This window comes from Streptomyces sp. NPDC048484 (assembly GCF_040651415.1).
Taxonomy (GTDB): Bacteria; Actinomycetota; Actinomycetes; order Streptomycetales; family Streptomycetaceae; genus Streptomyces.
The window spans coordinates 1-16,905 of sequence record NZ_JBEZJY010000007.1; the positions used below are offsets into that span (position 1 = coordinate 1).

Annotated in this window: 14 protein-coding genes and 1 pseudogene; 12 read left to right on the forward strand and 3 right to left on the reverse strand. The window is 72.0% G+C overall.

Annotation, left to right across the window (positions count from 1 at the left end):
* Together AB0D14_RS08790 and AB0D14_RS08795 are read right to left on the reverse strand one after the other, a co-directional pair.
* Positions 1-179, reverse strand: a pseudogene (locus AB0D14_RS08790) (hydrolase); the annotation flags it as partial.
* An 85-nt stretch (positions 180-264) separates the two neighbouring features.
* The gene (locus AB0D14_RS08795) at positions 265-1,977 is read right to left on the reverse strand and encodes a DUF4157 domain-containing protein (RefSeq protein WP_362776218.1); all 1,713 of its coding nucleotides are present in this window, start codon (positions 1,975-1,977) and stop codon (positions 265-267) included.
* A 235-nt stretch (positions 1,978-2,212) separates the two neighbouring features.
* On the opposite strand from AB0D14_RS08795, the gene AB0D14_RS08800 reads away from it, so the two are divergent.
* The 4 genes from AB0D14_RS08800 to AB0D14_RS08815 all read left to right on the forward strand — a co-directional run bounded on the left by AB0D14_RS08800 (position 2,213) and on the right by AB0D14_RS08815 (position 5,037).
* The gene (locus AB0D14_RS08800; RefSeq protein ID WP_362776220.1) at positions 2,213-3,802 is read left to right on the forward strand and encodes a phage tail sheath subtilisin-like domain-containing protein; all 1,590 of its coding nucleotides are present in this window, start codon (positions 2,213-2,215) and stop codon (positions 3,800-3,802) included.
* A 127-nt stretch (positions 3,803-3,929) separates the two neighbouring features.
* On the forward strand, positions 3,930-4,373 hold the full coding sequence (locus AB0D14_RS08805; protein WP_362776222.1) for a phage tail protein: 444 nt from the start codon (positions 3,930-3,932) through the stop codon (positions 4,371-4,373).
* Complete coding sequence (locus tag AB0D14_RS08810) at positions 4,373-4,882, forward strand: hypothetical protein (protein WP_362776224.1); 510 nt, start codon at positions 4,373-4,375, stop codon at positions 4,880-4,882. Before AB0D14_RS08805 ends, AB0D14_RS08810 begins: the two co-directional genes overlap by 1 nt.
* On the forward strand, positions 4,879-5,037 hold the full coding sequence (locus tag AB0D14_RS08815) for a DUF6760 family protein (RefSeq protein ID WP_188114298.1): 159 nt from the start codon (positions 4,879-4,881) through the stop codon (positions 5,035-5,037). Before AB0D14_RS08810 ends, AB0D14_RS08815 begins: the two co-directional genes overlap by 4 nt.
* Positions 5,038-6,038: 1,001 nt before the next feature.
* Here AB0D14_RS08815 and AB0D14_RS08820 read toward each other — a convergent pair.
* A complete protein-coding gene (locus AB0D14_RS08820; protein ID WP_362776226.1) occupies positions 6,039-7,562 on the reverse strand; it encodes a hypothetical protein in 1,524 nt (507 codons plus the stop codon).
* Positions 7,563-8,517: 955 nt separating this feature from the next.
* Here AB0D14_RS08820 and AB0D14_RS08825 point away from each other — a divergent pair.
* From AB0D14_RS08825 to AB0D14_RS08860, 8 genes are all read left to right on the forward strand, one after another.
* Complete coding sequence (locus AB0D14_RS08825; protein WP_362776228.1) at positions 8,518-8,814, forward strand: hypothetical protein; 297 nt, start codon at positions 8,518-8,520, stop codon at positions 8,812-8,814.
* 144 nt (positions 8,815-8,958) lie between these two features.
* Positions 8,959-9,384, forward strand: coding sequence for a phage tail protein (locus tag AB0D14_RS08830; RefSeq protein WP_362776229.1), 426 nt, complete (start codon positions 8,959-8,961; stop codon positions 9,382-9,384).
* 16 nt (positions 9,385-9,400) lie between these two features.
* Complete coding sequence (locus AB0D14_RS08835) at positions 9,401-10,126, forward strand: peptidase M23 (protein ID WP_362776231.1); 726 nt, start codon at positions 9,401-9,403, stop codon at positions 10,124-10,126.
* Entirely contained in the window at positions 10,126-12,027 is a 1,902-nt protein-coding gene (locus tag AB0D14_RS08840) for a VgrG-related protein (protein ID WP_362776233.1), read from the forward strand. Before AB0D14_RS08835 ends, AB0D14_RS08840 begins: the two co-directional genes overlap by 1 nt.
* A gap of 136 nt (positions 12,028-12,163) precedes the next feature.
* Positions 12,164-12,610, forward strand: coding sequence for a GPW/gp25 family protein (locus AB0D14_RS08845; RefSeq protein WP_362776235.1), 447 nt, complete (start codon positions 12,164-12,166; stop codon positions 12,608-12,610).
* On the forward strand, positions 12,610-14,568 hold the full coding sequence (locus AB0D14_RS08850; RefSeq protein ID WP_362776237.1) for a putative baseplate assembly protein: 1,959 nt from the start codon (positions 12,610-12,612) through the stop codon (positions 14,566-14,568). Before AB0D14_RS08845 ends, AB0D14_RS08850 begins: the two co-directional genes overlap by 1 nt.
* The gene (locus AB0D14_RS08855; protein WP_362776239.1) at positions 14,565-15,122 is read left to right on the forward strand and encodes a phage tail protein; all 558 of its coding nucleotides are present in this window, start codon (positions 14,565-14,567) and stop codon (positions 15,120-15,122) included. The genes AB0D14_RS08850 and AB0D14_RS08855 overlap by 4 nt, the downstream gene beginning before the upstream one ends.
* The gene (locus tag AB0D14_RS08860; RefSeq protein ID WP_362776241.1) at positions 15,119-16,852 is read left to right on the forward strand and encodes a zinc ribbon domain-containing protein; all 1,734 of its coding nucleotides are present in this window, start codon (positions 15,119-15,121) and stop codon (positions 16,850-16,852) included. Before AB0D14_RS08855 ends, AB0D14_RS08860 begins: the two co-directional genes overlap by 4 nt.
* The last annotated feature ends 53 nt before the right edge of the window (positions 16,853-16,905 follow it).

The window sequence follows — 16,905 nt, forward strand, 5'->3', positions numbered from 1 at the left end:
CCCGGATACAACCGCAGCGTCTGCGGCTCCACCACCGTCCACGGCGCAAGCGAACCGACCGCCTCGAAGCGGTACTCGTCCACCACATCACCGGTATTGCGCAGACGCAGCCGCACGGTCGTACTGCCACCCGGGTCCACAGTCGCGGAGGCGGGCTCCAGAGAAGTCCAAAGGCTCACATATGGACGCTAGCGAGCCGACAGGCCTCCGGCAGCAGACCCGAGTGCACGCTGTGTTGCCCGAACGGCCCCCCAGGCGGGACCGTCAGCTCCTGGGGATCGGCGAGCCGGTCGCGGTCATGACGAAGTGCGCGTAGGAGTCGGCGTTCATCAGCGCGCGCCGGCCCATGGCGTACCAGTTCTCCTGCCGCTTCGGACGCTGCGTCTCGTTGTCGCCCGAGTAGGTGGACGGGTCGCGGGCGCCCCGCCTGCCGAGCATCGCTGCGTCCTGGGTGGCCATGGTGGCCGGGTCCAGGACCGTCGCCAGCCCCGCATGCGCGGCGTCCTCCTGCAACTCGTGGTCGTACGAGCTGTACTGGTAGTCCAGCGTTCCGGCGAACCGGTGCGTGGCCTCGTGGATGACGTACCAGGCCACCTCGCCCTCCTCCCTCAGGTTGATCGCGCCGGTGCGCCCCGAGTCCATGGACGGAAGCTCTTCGCTTTTCATGTGGTCCGGCTTCAGCCGGGCGAGGTAGTCCTTGGCGCTCGGGTCGACCCATCCTGCCGCGCCGGCCGCGTTCGCCCCCCTGGCGCCCCGGTCGAACATCGATGCCTGTCCGACCAGGGCGATCTGCGCGCCCTGTGAGTTCAGGCCCACCTGAACGCGTCGCAGCACTTCGGAGATCCGTGGCAGGAGCCCGCCGATCTGCTGGGGAGTCGCCGTCTGGAACAGCGGGAACGCGGACCTGAGCGCCTGCAGCAGCAAGCCGTTCGGAGTGCCGCCCGCCGCGCTCAGCAGGGCCAGCGCGGTCGCCATCTTCTCCTGGGCCTCGACCACCGCCTTGCGCGTCCTGGTCTCGCGCTGCGGATACTCGTGGTCGGCGATGGTCCCGCGCCTGGTGATGGCGACGCTTCCGCTGCTGTGCAGTTGCCGTGTGGCGTCGTCGTACCTGTCGCCGTGCTGCAGGGACCGGGAATCGACCTGCAGTTCCCTGGTGGTCCTGGTCTGGCCGTTGCTGTCGGTCCACACACCCGCACCCGCGTCCTGCCCCAGGACGTCGTGCGTGTTGGTACTGCCGTTGAACGTCCACACCGCGCGCTGGATCGCATGCCCACCGGAACCGCGCCCCGCACTCACCTCTTCGGTGCCGGTGCCGGTGTCCGTGTCCGTGTCGTTCACGGCTTCGGTGCGGGTCGCGGCTTCGGTGCCGGTCGCGACTTCGGTGCCGGTCGCGCCCTCGGGAGCGACCGCGCGCTGCACCGGGGGCGCCCCGCTCCTCGCCCGCGCCTCGATCGCGTCCGCCCGCTTCTCGCCCCAGTCGTTCTGGCTGGAGACCTTGAGGCCCGAGCCGTTGTCGCTGCCGGGGACAGAACCCCGCCGCTGGTCGTGGACGTGCTGCAGTTCGTGGATGAGGGTGGGCTTGTCCTTCCCGTCCCAGACCACGTTGTCGCCGGCGGTGTACGCGCGGGCGCCGATCGCCGCGGCGGACTGCAGGGCGACCGCGTTCGTGTGCAGACGTACGTTGCTGAAGTCCTCGCCGCCGAACCAGCTCGCCGTCTCCTTGAGCAGCGAGCCGTTCATGCGGCCGCCCGGGGACTTCACGACCTCGTCCACCATCGAGCGCTGGACCTCCGGACCGTGCCCGCAGCCCTCGCCGTGTTCGTGCCGGTCCCGCTGCACGGCCCGGGTCACCGCCGCGTTGCCCGCCGCGCTCTGCAGTGCCAGGATCCGGTCCGCGGTGGTGTTCCGCTCCGCCGTCGGGCGGACCCGTGCCTGGTCACCACCGGCCTTGTCGGCCTGGGCTTCGTGCGCGCGCATGACGTTCCCCTCCACTGGCTGATCTCTCAGCGATACCGGGCGGGGCCGGACACGGGGAGGGCTGCGAGGGCATTTCTCCGGGCAGTCCGGACGGATCAAGGGGCACTCGGGCGCCTCGGGCTGCCCTTGTGGGCAGGGAGTTTGCCCCCGATCAGGTACCGCAGGACGTTTCAAGGAACGCCCGCGCGCGTGAAGGTCGGAGAAGACCTGTCTCGTACCCCGAGGAGCGCAGAGCATGCCGTCCTACCTGTCACCCGGCGTATACGTCGAGGAGGTGGCCAGCGGCTCGCGTCCCATCGAGGGAGTGGGCACGTCGGTCGCGGCCTTCGTCGGGCTCGCTCCGACCGGCCCGCTGAACCAGCCGACCCTGGTGACCAACTGGTCCCAGTACGTGGCGTCCTTCGGTGTCTTCACCGAAGGTTTCTACCTCGCGCACTCCGTGTACGGGTTCTTCAACAACGGTGGCAGCGCCGCGTACGTCGTACGTGTCGGCGGCGCTGCCGAGGGCGCACCGGCGAACGGCTCCTCCCCGGCCGCCGTCGCCGGCTCCGCCTCCCGGGCCGCGCTCCCGGCGGGCGAGCCGAAGCAGCTCGGCACCTTCAGCGTGACCGCCATCGCGGGCGGCTCGCTCACCGTCGAGGTCGCCGACCCCGAGGGCGAGGGTCCCGCCGAGCGCTTCAAGCTGATCGTCAAGGACGGCGAGAGGCCCGTCGAGACCTTCGACGTGAGCGCCAAGAAGGGCGGCCGCAACTACGTCGTCACGCAGGTGAAGGAGCGTTCCAAGCTCATCACCGTGCAGGAGGCGGCGCCCGCCGCGCAGCTGGCGCGGCCGGAGAACCAGACCGTGTCGCTGGTCGCCCCCACGGGCGCCTCGTCCGCCTCCCCGGCCGTTCCCGCCGGATCGGACACCGCTCACCCCGGCCCGGCCCAGTACCTCGGCGACTCCGCCGACCGCACCGGCTTCGGTGGCCTGGAGGCCGTGGACGAGATCTCCATGGTCGCCGTCCCCGACCTGATGGCCGCCTACCAGCGCGGCGCGATCGACCTGGAGGCCGTGAAGGCGGTCCAGCTCGGTCTCATCGCGCACTGCGAGCTGATGGGCGACCGCGTCGCCGTCATCGACCCACCGCCCAGCCTCAACGCGCGTGAGATCCGCGTCTGGCGCCAGGAGACCGCGGGGTACGACTCCAAGTACGCGGCCCTGTACTACCCCTGGGTCAAGGTCTTCGACCCGGCGACCGGCCAGTCCCGCCTGACCCCGCCGAGCGGCCACGTCGCCGGCATCTGGGCCCGCAACGACTTCGAGCGCGGTGTGCACAAGGCGCCCGCCAACGAGGTCGTACGCGGCGCGGTCGACCTGGAGCTCCAGATCACCCGCGGCGAGCAGGACCTGCTCAACCCCATCGGCGTCAACTGCATCCGTGCCTTCCCGGGCCGCGGTATCCGCGTCTGGGGCGCCCGCACCATGTCCTCGGACCCGGCCTGGCGCTACCTCAACGTCCGCCGGTACTTCAACTACCTGGAGGAGTCGATCCTCCTCGGTACCCAGTGGGTGGTGTTCGAGCCGAACGACCACAACCTGTGGGCCCGGATCCGGCGCAACGTCTCGGCGTTCCTCGTCAACGAGTGGCGCAGCGGCGCGCTCTTCGGCCAGCGGCCGGAGGAAGCGTTCTACGTCAAGTGCGACGAGGAGACCAACACCCCGGAGTCGGTCGACCTCGGACGGGTGATCTGCGAGATCGGTATCGCCCCCGTCAAGCCCGCCGAGTTCGTGATCTTCCGGCTGGCCCAGTTCTCCAGCGGCAGCGGGGAGCTGGAGGAGTAGGCACCGCCTGCCCCGCCGGCTCGTGCGTGCCTCCGGGTACGCATCCCCCTGCGCATCCCCGTACGCCGACGCGTAGTACGCACACGCGTACGGCATCGCCAAGAACCCTCAGAAGGACACAGAACAGATGAGTCTCAGCCCGGGTGACGCTCTCACTTCACATAATTTCGGTCTGCAGATCGACGGCGTGATGGTCGAGTACCTCGCGGAGGTCAACGGCCTCAGCATCGAACAGGACGTCATCAAGCACCTGTCGAACTCGGCACAGGGCCGGCCCGAGGTCAGCCTCATGCCCGGCGTGCAGAAGGACGGGCAGTGCACCGTGGTGCGCGGAATGACCCAGTCACCGGCGTTCACGACGTGGATCAACGACTCGATCTCGGGCCAGATGAGCACGGCCCGCAAGAACGCCTCCATCATCATGATGGATTACCAGAACAACCCGGTGAAGCGGTACAACATGCGCAACGCCTGGTGCAGCAAGATCGACTCCAGTTCCCTGAAGGCCGGCGAGGCCGCCGCGCTCACCGAGACCGTGACCATCGTCTTCGAAGAACTGGTCATCGAGTAATGCGCCGTACCGCTGGCAGGGCGGGCCTCGGCCCGGCCGTGGACGCTTCGGCGCCGGGACCGGTGGCGGCGCCGGAGCAGACTGCTGCTCCGGCGCCCGCCCCGGCTCCGGCGCCGGCCCCCGCGCCGGTGGCGCAGCCGCTGCGGACGGAGTTCCCGTTCGAGCTTCCGCGCGGCTACGTCGACGATTCGGGCACGGTGCACCGGGACGGCGTGATGCGTCTCGCCACCGCCCGGGACGAGTTGATACCGCTGCGGGACGTCCGCGTCCAGGAGAACCCCGCCTATCTGTCGGTGGTTCTGCTGGGCCGGGTCATCACCCGCCTCGGCACGGTGGCGATGGTGCACGACGGGGTGGTGGAGAACATGTTCGCCTCCGACCTCGCGTTCCTGCAGGACTTCTACCGGCAGGTCAACGCCGAGGGCCACACCCGCGCCGCCGTGGAGTGCCCCCACTGCTCGGAGCCCTTCGAGGTCGAACTCGGCGGGAGCCGCCTGGGGGAATCGTGACGTACGCGACCGACCGGCTGCACGAGGAGATCGCGTACGTCGCCTACCACTTCCACTGGAGCCTGGAGACGATCCTGGACCTCGAACACCAGGATCGCCGCCGCTACACGGAACAGATCGCGTCCCTGGTGACCCGGGGCGGGGCGGAGGGCTGATCAGTGGGGTTCTTCGACCGACTGAGGGGTGGTGCGGCGGCATCCGCCGCACGTCCCGGGCCGGGGCCTACCCCGGTTCCTGAGGCGAACCCGGCTGCCGAAGCGAACCCGGTGACCGGACACAGCAGTTCCGCTCCGGCCGCGGTGGCCGGCTGGACGGGGCTGCCGCCGATCCAGCGCGCCGCTGTGGGGCGGACCGGTGTCGCGGACTCCGGGTTCGGCGGGCGACTGAGCACCTGGCAGAACCCCTCCTTCACCGGTGCCCTGTCCCACGCCGTTCTCGACGGCGCACCGGGCGGGCTGATCAGGAACGCGCTCACCACATCGGCCAGGCCCGTCCCGGGGCTCGAAGCACCCTCGCGCACCCTGCCGGTGGCGGCGGCCGACCTGCCCGAGGCCGCCCCTGCCTCTGCCTCTGCCTCTGCCTCTGCCTCTGCCTCTGCCCATACTCACGGCGACGCATCAGATGTATCGCGTGTATCGGGTGTATCAGGTGTATCGGATGCACCAGGCGTACTACCGGTACAGCGCGCGTCCCGTGCGGTCACGGCGTCCCGCCCGACGGGCCCCCGGGTGACCGCCGTACCACCCAGGACCCGTCGGCAGAGCCCGCTGACCAGGGCGCCCGCCGCGTCTGCCGTAGGACAGCGGACTCTGCCGGTGGCCCGACGGGAGGCTCCGGGTGCCACCGGGGCGCCGGGCCCCGCACCGTCGGGCCCTGCGTCGTCGGGTCCTGTGCCGTCGGGTCCTGTGCCGTCGGGTCCTGTGCCGTCAGGACCGGTCGGCCCGGGGGTGGGTGAACTCGGTTCGGTCGGAACACCGTCCGGTTCGGGCAGTCCGACTCCGCGCAACCTGAGCGGCCCGGCTCCGACCGGTTCCGTCAGGCCGACGTCCGGTGGCGGTACGGCGCCTGCCTCAAGCAACCGTGCTGCCGGGGCCGACGGTACGGGGGTCGGCCCCGGCAGCACGGCGCCCCACTCCAGCGCGGCGGCGGTCAACGTTCAGCGGGCGCAGTCCCGTTCCGGCGGTGCGGCAGTCGCGCCTGCCTCGTCCGGCGCGCCCACCTCTCCCACTTCGCCTGCCGCGCCCACCGTCTCGGCTTCAAGCACCACCGGCTCCGCAGCTGCGGCGCCCGTTCCCAGCAGCCCGGCGCCCGGACCGGTCCGCCCGACCAGCGGCAACGGCGGCGGCGGCAGCAGCAGCAGCAGCAGCAGCGTTAACTCCTCAACCCGCCCTAGTGGTACGTCGGCCGGCCCTGCCGCCAAGGCGGCCGGTTCCACCGGCTCGGCGCCCGCCCCCAGCAGTGGGGCCGCCGCCGTCCAGAGGGCGGCTGCCGACTCTCGTGGCACAGCCTCCGCGCGCCCCGAAACGACAACCGGCCCTGCCCCGACGACGTCCGGACCCGCCACGCCCGCCCCCGGTGCCGCGCCGACTGCCGGTACCGGTGCCACGCCGGCTGCCGACACCGGCCCTGCGCCGGTCCGCGCCCAGAAGGCGGCAGCCTCCTCCGGCAGCACGTCAACCAGCCCCACCAGCTCGGCGGTCAACGTCCAGCGGGCGGCGGCCGACCGCAGCCGTACGACAGCGACGCCCTCCGCGACAACACCGGCACCAACCAGCTCCGGCTCCGCGAGCACCCCTGGCGGAACCGCGGCCGGCCCCAGCAGGGCGACGGACGGCACGCGCGGCGCGGCGCCCGAGTCGGGCAACGCGGCGGCAAGCGTCCAGCGCGCTTCCACGGGATCCAGTGACACGGCGACCCGTTCCAGCGGCGCGGCGGTCAACGTCCAGCGAGCGACGCCCGGTTCCGGCAGTACGGCGGCCACGCCCGCCGCATCCACTGCCGCAACCACAGCCTCAGCCGCCACCGGTCCCAGCGACCCGGCCCCCGGCCCCGTCCGCCCGAGCACCGACCGCAGTAGCAGTAGCAGTAGCGGCAACCCTGAAACTCGTACGAGTGGCATGCCGGTCAGCCCCGCCGACAGGGCAGTTGGTGCCACCGGGGCGGGGACAGCCCCTGCCAGTACGGCGAGCAGTGCCCTCGCGGGTACGGCGGCCGTCGTCCAGAGGGCCACGGCCGGCCCCGGCGACCCGGCAGCCGGCCCCAGCAGCCCCGCCACCGTTCCTCCCGCCGGCGTTTCTCCTGCCGCCACTCCTCCTGCCGGCGTTTCTCCTGCCGCCGCTTCGGCCACTCCGGGCACGTCGTCCGGCGCGGGCACGTACCCCGTACAGCGGAGCACTTCCAGCGGGGCGAGGCGTATGGGCCTCGGTGCGCCCACCTCGGGGCACCTGCCCACCACGGGCTCGACGGCCGCACGTCCGGGCCCCGCGGCCCCGCTTCCCGCCTCCTCGGTCACCCCTCCTCCGTCCTCGGCCCCTGCGGCTCCGCCGATCGGCTCGGCCGCGCCCTCGGGCCCCGCCGTCCGTCCCACGGGGCCGACCGCGCCTGCCGGCCCGGCAGACCGGTCCAGCGTTTCGGCCGTATCTCCGGCGTCCCCGGCCCCGCCGACCGGCGGGGCGGCCACTCCCCCGCGTACCTCTGTCCAGCGCGCGACCACGCCCGCACCGCGACAGCACCCCCTGCTCGGCGCTCCCATCCCCGGGCTCGCCTCCGCCGCCGGCGGTTCGGGCCCCGACGCACCGCGTGCGGTTCAGCGTGCGACGACAGCACGCCAGGGCCAGGCACCGGACCGTACGCCCGGACCGGCCACTCACCTCCAAGGAGCCCCGGCTCCCGCACCCACACCAGTTCCGGCACCGGCACCGGCAGCGACAACACGGACGGCGCCCCACCGCCTTCCGGCCGTGCCGCTGTCAGCACCGGCCGCCAACTCCTTTGCCGTACAGCGCGCGGTCACGGCGAGCCCCTCTGGTGCGGGCACCAAAGCCGTAAGCAGCAGGCGCGTGGCGACGCCTTCACCAGCACCAGCACCTGCACCAGCACCTGCATCTGCACCCGCACCTATGACAGCTGTGCAGCGCTCGATCACGAGCACGTCCGTGCCCAAAGGCCCCGCTCCCCTACGTGGTCTGACCTCTGCCCGTGCCCTCGCCCCGGTTCTGACGACCGCGGCGCCCCGCGAGGCCCGGCGCGCGGCACCCCCGGCCGCCGTCCCGCTGCGCCGCTCCACACCCGCTTCCAGGCCTACGGTTGCGCCCACGAACAGCAGGCCCGGGTCGCCCGGCGCCGGACATGCGATACAGCGGGCCGTCACTCCCAGCGCACCAGCCGGCCGAGCGGTACCGCTCCTCTCCGCCGCCAAGTCCGGTCCCGGCAGCGTCCCGCCCACCGGGGCCGCCAGGACGACTCCGCGTCCGCAGCCGCTGTCCCGGCCAAGTGCCTACCCCGGCCCGTCAGTCGTGCAGCGGCACGCCGTAGCCGCGCCCAGGTCAGCTGCCACAACCGCACCGGCGGCACCGGCACCCGCCCCGGCACCCTCCGCCCCCGTCTCCGTACAGCGGAACCCGGGTGGTCTGACGTTGCCGACGTCCGCCAAGGCCACCACGGCCGTCTCCACCGTCACGGCCCACGGCACCTCGTCGCGCGGCTCGTCCGGGTCGGGCTCGGCCGATGACCCGCCACCCGCTTACGAGCCCAGCCGGCCACCGCCCGAGTACACCGCGGTCGCCAAGGGCCAGTTCGACCCCCGCTCCCTGACCGACTTCCAGCTCGACGAACTCACGCACAGGCTGATCAGCCGGATCACCCGGCTGATCCGTACCGAGCTGCGGCTCGACCGGGAGCGGATCGGCAAGCTCCGCGACCCGCGCCGCTGACCGACCACCCACCGGCCACTCACCGGCCATCCACCGGCCGAAACCCGGCACGACCGCGAGCCACCCGAACCACCGGAACCACCCGAACAACCCGCACCACCCGAACAACCCGCACGACCGACGTCCGCAGAAAGGCCGCCCCCGATGTCCCGCGCTCTCGACCCGGGCTCCACCATCTACTTCACCCTGACCATCGACGGCGAGAGCCTCGGTTACTTCAACGGGTGCGAGGGACTCTCGTCCACGGTGGAGATCGAGCAACGCCAGGAGGGCGGCAACAACGGGTTTGTCTGGCAGCTTCCGTCCCGTGTCACCTTCTCCAACATCCGGCTGACCCGGCCGCTGACCCCGGACACCTCCAAGGTCGCGGCCTGGATCTCCTCCGTGGCCACCGGCATCAAACGGCCGACCGCACAGATCGCCGCGCTGCGCGCGGACGGTTCGGAGGTCGCGCACTGGGGGCTGATCGACGTGCTGCCGGTGAGCTGGACGGGGCCCTCCCTGGACCCGGCCAGCCCGAACGTGGCCACCGAGGTCCTGGAGATCACCCACCACGGATTCACGGACTGAGGGGGCGGAACACCACATGGCAAAGGGAAGCAAGGGCGGCGCGGGCAAGAGCCTCGTGCGCGCCACTATCGCCATCCACGAACCGCCCGTCGGCTCCAGCAGCACGCCGGGCGCTCTGATCAAGACGTTCAAGTTCGACTTCAACCCGTCCCAGTTGCAACTGAACCGCCGCGCCCAGTGGAAGTCCACACCCGCCGCTGCCGTACGCGACGGCACGGTCCCGGAGTTCATGGGGCCCGAGCCGCGCCAGATGACGGTCGAGATCTTCCTGGACACGTCCACCAAGCCGACCAGCAACGTGGTGCTGAAGAACGTGGAGTCCCTGCTGGACTGCTGCGAGGTGACGGCCAAGAGCATCGCCGCGAAGCAGCCCTCGCCGCCCTGGGTGGTGTTCCAGTGGGGCTCGTTCTCCACGGCCCGCTTCACCTCGTACGTGGAGTCCGTGGACGTCACCTACTCGCTGTTCGGCACGACAGGTGTGCCGATCCGCGCCACCTGCCAGGTGGCGCTGCACGAGATCCCCAGCAAGACCAAGGGCCAGAACCCGACCTCGGGCGCGCTCACCGCGCAGCGGGTGCACCGGGTCGTCGCGGGCGACTCCCTGCAGTCGCTGGCCTGGCGCGAGTACGGCAACGCGTCCGCCTGGCGCGCGATCGCCGAGAGCAACGGGATCGACGACCCCTCGCGCCTGCCCACCGGTATCGAGCTGGTCCTCCCCGCCGCCGAGGAGGTGCGTTTCTGATGGCGAAGACGTCCTACTCCAACATCATCCACGTCACCATCGACAGCAAGAAGATCCCGCCCGACTCCATCAACCTGCTCGTCGGCGGCTGGGTCGACCTCGGGGCCGGAGTGCCCGGAGAGTTCCGGCTCACCTTCCGCGACCCGGACCGGGACCTGCTCGGCAAACTGAACATCAGGTTCGGCTCCCAGGTGGTCATCGCACCCGTCGCCGACGGCAAGGGCGCGACGACCCCGCTGCTCACCGGCGAGGTCACCGGCATGGAGGCCGACTACGACGGCACCGGTACGTTCGCCGTCATCCGCGGATACGACCCGGGGCACCGTCTGATGCGGGTGCGCAGGGTGGCCGCGTACCGCAACATGACCGGCGCCGACATCGCCCGCAAGCTGGCCGGGATGAACGGCATCGCCATCGGGAAGATCTCGGCCACCAAGACGCTCTACGAGTTCATCTCCCAGTCCAACGTGACGGACTGGGACTTCCTGGCGCGGCTCGCCGACGAGAACGAGCTGGTGATGTCGCTGGACGCCAAGGGGAAGTTCGAGTTCACCGAGCCGGACCCGGCGTCCAAGGCACCCGTGTCGAAGTCCCCCGACGACCCGAACCCCCGTGTGCTGCGGGGCCGTGTCGACGTAATGCGCTGCCGGGCCGCCGTCACCGCCGCCGACCAGGTCGACAAGGTCGAGGCGCGCGGCTGGGACGTCAAAACCAAGAAGAAGGTCGTCGAGCTCAAGAAGGCGGGCACCAGCCCCGCCTTCGCCATCGGCACCACCCCGCAGAAGGCGGCCAACGCCTTCAAGGCCGCCAAACTGGTCGAGACCGACACCCCGTACGACGGCAGGCCCGAGGTCAAGTTCGCCGCGGCCTCCCTCGCGGACGAGCTCACCTCGTCGTTCGCCGAGCTGGAGGTCACGGTGCACGGCAATCCCGTGCTGCGTCCCGGCGTGGCCATCGCGCTCACCGACGTGGGCGTCCCCTTCGAGGGCAAGTACACCGTCACCTCCGTACGGCACACTTTCGGCGCGGGCAGTCACTACGAGACGCTGGTGAACGTGACCGGGCGGCAGTGGCGCTCCCTGTTCGGGCTGACGTCCGGCGGCGGTTCGGCCGCGCCCCGGCTGCCGAGTGTGGCCAACGCGCTCGTCACCGACGTACAGGACCCGCTCAGGCAGGGCCGGGTGAAGCTGCAGTTCCCGTGGCTGGACGACGCGTACGTCAGCGACTGGACGCGGTCCGTGCAGCTGGGCGGGAAGTCGGGCGGCGGGGTCTTCCCGCTGGACGTCGGCGACGAGGTGCTGGTCGGCTTCGACCGGGGCGCGCTCGACCACCCCTTCGTCATCGGCAGCCTCTACAACGGCATCGACAAGCCGACCGTGGTGAAGGACGTCCCGCTGCACGACCCGCTCAAGAAGAAGGCGATCCGGCACACCCTGTCCGACCGCGACGGCAATCGGGTGGACCTGCTCAGCCAGCAGACCGGCCTCCGCAAGCAGGGTGTCCGGGTGGCCAGCGGCAACGACCGGCTGGTCATCAACCTCGACCGCACCAAGACCGAGATCACCGTGGACAGCAAGGGTGCCGTCAGCATCACAGGCGGTACCGCGGTGTCCATCGACGCGGGCACCAGTCTCTCGTTGAGCGCCCGGACCAACATCAGCATCAAGAGCGGCGGGCCGCTCACCCTCCAGGGCCGCGGGATCGTCAGCCTCAAGTCGCTCGGCGGCGCGGTGACCGTGGACGCGATGGGTGCCCTCAACCTCAAGGCGATCGGTGCCCTCTCGGCGACCGCGGGCGGCACCATGCAGTTCACCACCATCGGCCAGGTGGGCATGCGGGCCATCAACATCGACCTCATGGGCCTGCTGACGGTCAACAAGATCAAGTACCCGTTCGGGTGACGGCCATGAGTTCCACGAGAACCTCGGTCAAGAGAACCACCGCCCCGAGAAGCAGGACCATGCCGACCCGGACCGTGACGAGCAGGACCATGACGAGCAGGACCGTGACGACGACGAGAAGGCGGGTGGCCCACTGATGGCCGAGCAGTTCGTCGGATCCGGCTGGGCGTTCCCGCTGCGCATCGGCCCCACCGGAGGCATCGCCCTGGTCAGCGGGGAGCGCGAGATCGAGGAGGCCATCCGGCTCGTCCTCGCCACCGCGCCGGGCGAACGGCCGATGCGCCCCGAGTTCGGCTGCGCCATCCACGACATGGTGTTCGCCCCGGTCAACGAGGCGACCGCCGGCCGCATCCAGCACGAGGTGTACACGAGCCTCGACCGCTGGGAGCCGCGCATCGAGGTGAGCGACGTCGAGGTGACCGCTGGCGCCGAGACGGAGCAGGGCGTGCTCTTCATCGACGTCCGCTACTCGATCCGCGGCACCAACAACCCGCGCAGCCTCGTCTTCCCGTTCTACGTCATCCCCTCCCACGAGGAGCCCGACGCCGCCGGCGCGGGCGCCTCCCCTGAAAGCGACCGCTGATGGCACTGCCCTCCCCGAACCTCGACGACCGCCGCTTCCAGCAGTTCGTCGACGACGCCAAGCGCTACATCCAGCAGCGCGCCCCGGAGTGGACCGACCACAACGTCTCCGACCCGGGCGTCACCCTCGTGGAAACGGTCGCCCACATGGCCGACCAGATCGTCTACCGGCTCAACCGGGTGCCGGAGAAGAACCACCTGGCGTTCCTGGACCTGGTGGGCATCACCCTCTTCCCGCCCTCCGCAGCCCGTACGGACGTCACCTTCTGGCTGTCCGCGCCGCAGGACGAGGCCGTGCTGCTCCCGATGGGCACCGAGGTCGCCACCACGCGCACCGAGAGCGAGCAGGCCGCGGTCTTCGCCACCGAGCGCGAACTGACCATCGTGTCCTGCGAGTTGCGGTATCTCGTGGTCCAGCGGGACGGTGAGCCCGTCACCGACAGGACCGCCGACCTCGCCGAGGGCAAGGACGTGATGTGCTTCACCGAGGCCCCGCGGCCCGGGGACTGCATGCTGCTCGGCCTGAGCGCCGCCGTACCGCACTGCGCCGTCGCGATGGAGCTGGACAGCCGGGTCGACGGTGTCGGCGTGGACCCGCGGCAGCCTCCGCTGATCTGGGAGGCGTGGACCGAGGACGGCTGGACCGTCTGCGAGATCGACCGGGACGGCACCGGCGGTCTGAACCGCCCCGGCGAGGTCGTCCTGCACATCCCCGGGGCGCACACCCTGTCCCGCACCGGCGGGCAGGAGGCCGGCTGGCTGCGCTGCCGGGTCACCGAACCACTGCCCGACCAGCCCTTCTACACCACGTCGCCGACCGTGCGCTCCGTGGATGCGTTCACACTCGGCGGCACCACCCCGGCCGTGCACGCCGAGACCGTGCACGACGAGGCGCTCGGCGAGTCCAGCGGCCTGCCCGGGCAGCGGCTGCGGCTGGCCTACGCCCCCGTGGTCGGCGACACCCCTCCGGTGGTGCTGCAGACCGCCGAGCACGAGGGCTGGTCCGACTGGGAGGTCGTCCCGTCGTTCGCCGCCTCCACCCCGCTCGACCGGCACATCACCCTGGACGCCGCCACGGGCGACATCGCCTTCGGTCCGGCGGTACGGGAACCCGACGGCACCCTGCGCCAGTACGGGGCGGTGGCCCCCAAGGGCGCCGTCATCCGCGCCCTGCGCTACCGCACCGGCGGCGGCCGGTCCGGGAACGTCGCGCGCGGCGCCGTCCAGGTGCTGCGCACGTCCGTGCCGTACGTCTCCGAGGTCGTCAACCGGGAGGCGGCGCGCGGCGGGGTCGACGGCGAGACGGTGGAGGAGGCGAAGACGCGGGCGCCCATCACCCTGCGCGCCCAGGAGCGCGCGGTGACCCTGCGCGACTACGAGGAGCTCGCCCGCAGGGCCGCCCCCGAGACGGCCCGGATCACCTGTCTGGAAGGCGACGAGAGCGAGCACGGGTCGTACGCGGTACGGGTGCTGGTGGTCCCCCAGGCCGTGGCCGACCCCGGCGGCCGGCTGCGTTTCGAGCAACTGGTCCCCGGTGACGCGCTGCTCAATCGCATCACCCGCCACCTCGACGAACGACGCCTGATCGGCACCCGGCTGGCGGTGGGGCCGCCCTTCTACCAGGGCGTCACGGTGGTCGCCACGGTGCACGCGTTCCGCGGCACCGACACGGACCGGGTCCGCCGCCAGGCGCACGACGCCCTCTACCGGCATCTCGACCCGCTGACCGGCGGCGCCGACGGCCGGGGCTGGTCCTTCGGCCGGCCCGTGCAGTCCGGTGAGGTCTTCGCCGTTCTCCAGCGCGTCCCCGGCGTCGAACTGGTCGACGAGGTCCAGCTCCACCCGGCCGATCCCCTGACCGGCAAGCGCGGCGACCCGACCGACCGTATCGACCTCGCTCCCCCGTCGCTGGTCTTCTCCTTCGACCACCGCGTCCGCGTGATCGGAGACCGCTCATGAGGGGTTCGATCGACGGGCTGGCGTCCTCCTCACCCATCGGTATGACACTGCCCGCCGTGTTCGCCGACGACGATCTGGCCCAGCGGTTCGTCGGCGGCCTCGACGACGTGCTCGCACCGATCCTGGCCGTCCTCGACAACCTGGACTCCTACTTCACGCCGACCCTGGCACCGGTGGACTTCACCCGCTGGCTGGCCGGCTGGGTCGGCGCCGAGACCGACGGCAGCGAGCCCGAGGACCGGCTGCGCGCGGCCGTCGCCGCCGCCGCCTTTCTCCACCGGGTACGGGGCACCAGCCGCGGCCTGTCCGAGGCGGTACGCCTGGTCTTCGGCGTGGCCCCGGAGATCACCGAGAGCGGTGGGGCCTCCTGGGACGCCCGGCCGCTCGGCCCGGTCCCCGGTGACCGGCGCCCTCGTCTGCACGTCGCCCTCCGGCTGCCCGACCCGACCCGCGCGGACGAACACCGCCTCGACACGCTCGTGGCGGCCGCCCGCCCGGCCCACATGCCCTACACGGTCCAGGTGACCGCTGCCGAAAGGATTCCCGAGAGATGACCAGCCAGAACTCCGGCACGGGACGGGAGCCGGCGCGGAGTTGTGCCGAGTGCGGCACCCGCGCGGAGCCCGGCCAGTCCTTCTGTGACTCCTGCGGGGCGGTACTCGGCTGGGCCGGGGGCCCGGACCGGTCCGCCGCCGCGGCCCCGGTGTCCGCGGGAGCCGCCGCCGCACCGGCGCGGGATTCCGCGGCCGGCCGCGGCGCCGGCGACGACCCGGGATGGGACGCGTTCAACGTGGCATCGGGCGGTTCGGGCTCGGCGCGGACGGGCCATGACGTGGCCCCCGCGCAGGGCTCCGCGGCCACCGCGACCGCCGGGGACGAGGCCCACCGGCGCGACGACGGGGCCGGCCGCCCGGCGGCCGGGGGCGGACACGCTCTCCGGCCGCACGAGGGCGCCGACGGCGGCTTCGACGGCACCTCCGACTCCGGGCACTCCGGGCAGGGCTCAGGTACCCGGCAGCCGGGCGCCGCCTCCGCGTCCGCCTCCGGGCAGGCCGGGGCACCCCTGTCGAACCCCGCGCCCGCGGGCTCCGGCAGCACCCCGCCCTCCTCGTTTGCCCCGCCCTCCTCGTCCGGTTCCGCCGCCCCCGGCGCCGCGTCGGCCCACGCGTTCGGCGCCTCCGGAGCGGGCGCAGCGGGCGCAGTGGGCATGGCCGCACCCGGACAGCGGGACACGCCGGCGGCACCCCCCGCGGGCGCGTACCCGGCCGCCCCGCCTGCCGGCTTCCCCTCCCCCGGAGCGTCGGACGGCTCCCACCCGCCCGACGCCGACACCGAGCCGAGGGCGGCCCTCGGCCACGGAAGCCCCCATCCCTCCTCCGCCGACACCGCCGGCGAACGGGCCAGGTCCCTCCTCATCCCCGTGAACGACCCCGGGCCCCGGGTCACCGCCACGCCCCCGGTCGCCCCCGTGCTCCCCGGGATGCCGGTCGCGGGCCGCCCCCAAGTCCGTGCCCCTGGCCCCGAGTCGGGTCCGGAAGACGGGCCGCCGTGCCCCTGGTGCGGCACCCCCAACCGGCCCGACCGGCACTTCTGCGGCCGCTGCGCCATGCCGATGGCGGGCGGCCCGCGCCCGCCGGCGCTGCAGACCTGGTGGCGCCGACTGCTGAACTTCCGCAACACGGAGACCCCGTGGGCGGGCGACCGGCCCCGCCTGCGCCGCGGCTTCGGACGCGTCATGAACTGGGTCGTCGGCGCCGTCGTCCTGGGCCTGGTCATCACCCTCATAGTCAACATCGGCGCCGGAGTCGACGCGACCCGCGACCACTTCGCCAAGCGTGCCCCGGCTCCCCCGGACAGCGTCAAGGCGTCCCGCTCGTATCCCGGCCACAGCGCGCAGCTCGTGTTCGACAAGCTCAGCAACACCTGGTGGGGGCCGGGGGTCTCGCAGTCCGGTGAGGGCGAATGGGTGGAGGCCCGCTTCGACCAGCCGACCCGGCTGCTGGACCTGGTCATCACCTCCGGCACCTCGACCAAGGTCGACCAGTTCCAGAAGTCGGCCCTCCCGCACCGCATCGAGGCACAGATCACCACTTCCGACGGAAAGAAGAGCACGCGGATCATCAACCTCGACCAGAGCCCGGGCGGCCAGCGGCGCAAGTTCCGGGTGGGAGAGGTCAGCTCGGTACGTTTCGTCCTGCGCTCGGCCTACGCCGCGGACGACAAGAAGCAGGTGTCCATCGCCGAGATCGAGTTCTTCGGCCGCTCGAACAGCAGCAGTTCGTGACAGAACCTGACCCCTCGATGTCGGTGTCGGTGCCGCATCCCTGGTGACTTATG

Excerpts from the sequence above, each read along its gene's own strand:
- AB0D14_RS08805 (WP_362776222.1), top strand. The coding sequence starts at position 3,930 with ATGAGTCTCAGCCCGGGTGACGCTCTCACTTCACATAATTTCGGTCTG.
- AB0D14_RS08835 (WP_362776231.1), top strand. The coding sequence starts at position 9,401 with ATGGCAAAGGGAAGCAAGGGCGGCGCGGGCAAGAGCCTCGTGCGCGCC.
- AB0D14_RS08810 (WP_362776224.1), top strand. The coding sequence starts at position 4,373 with ATGCGCCGTACCGCTGGCAGGGCGGGCCTCGGCCCGGCCGTGGACGCT.
- AB0D14_RS08840 (WP_362776233.1), top strand. The coding sequence starts at position 10,126 with ATGGCGAAGACGTCCTACTCCAACATCATCCACGTCACCATCGACAGC.
- AB0D14_RS08850 (WP_362776237.1), top strand. The coding sequence starts at position 12,610 with ATGGCACTGCCCTCCCCGAACCTCGACGACCGCCGCTTCCAGCAGTTC.
- AB0D14_RS08855 (WP_362776239.1), top strand. The coding sequence starts at position 14,565 with ATGAGGGGTTCGATCGACGGGCTGGCGTCCTCCTCACCCATCGGTATG.
- AB0D14_RS08795 (WP_362776218.1), bottom strand. The coding sequence starts at position 1,977 with ATGCGCGCGCACGAAGCCCAGGCCGACAAGGCCGGTGGTGACCAGGCA.
- AB0D14_RS08800 (WP_362776220.1), top strand. The coding sequence starts at position 2,213 with ATGCCGTCCTACCTGTCACCCGGCGTATACGTCGAGGAGGTGGCCAGC.
- AB0D14_RS08860 (WP_362776241.1), top strand. The coding sequence starts at position 15,119 with ATGACCAGCCAGAACTCCGGCACGGGACGGGAGCCGGCGCGGAGTTGT.
- AB0D14_RS08830 (WP_362776229.1), top strand. The coding sequence starts at position 8,959 with ATGTCCCGCGCTCTCGACCCGGGCTCCACCATCTACTTCACCCTGACC.
- AB0D14_RS08845 (WP_362776235.1), top strand. The coding sequence starts at position 12,164 with ATGGCCGAGCAGTTCGTCGGATCCGGCTGGGCGTTCCCGCTGCGCATC.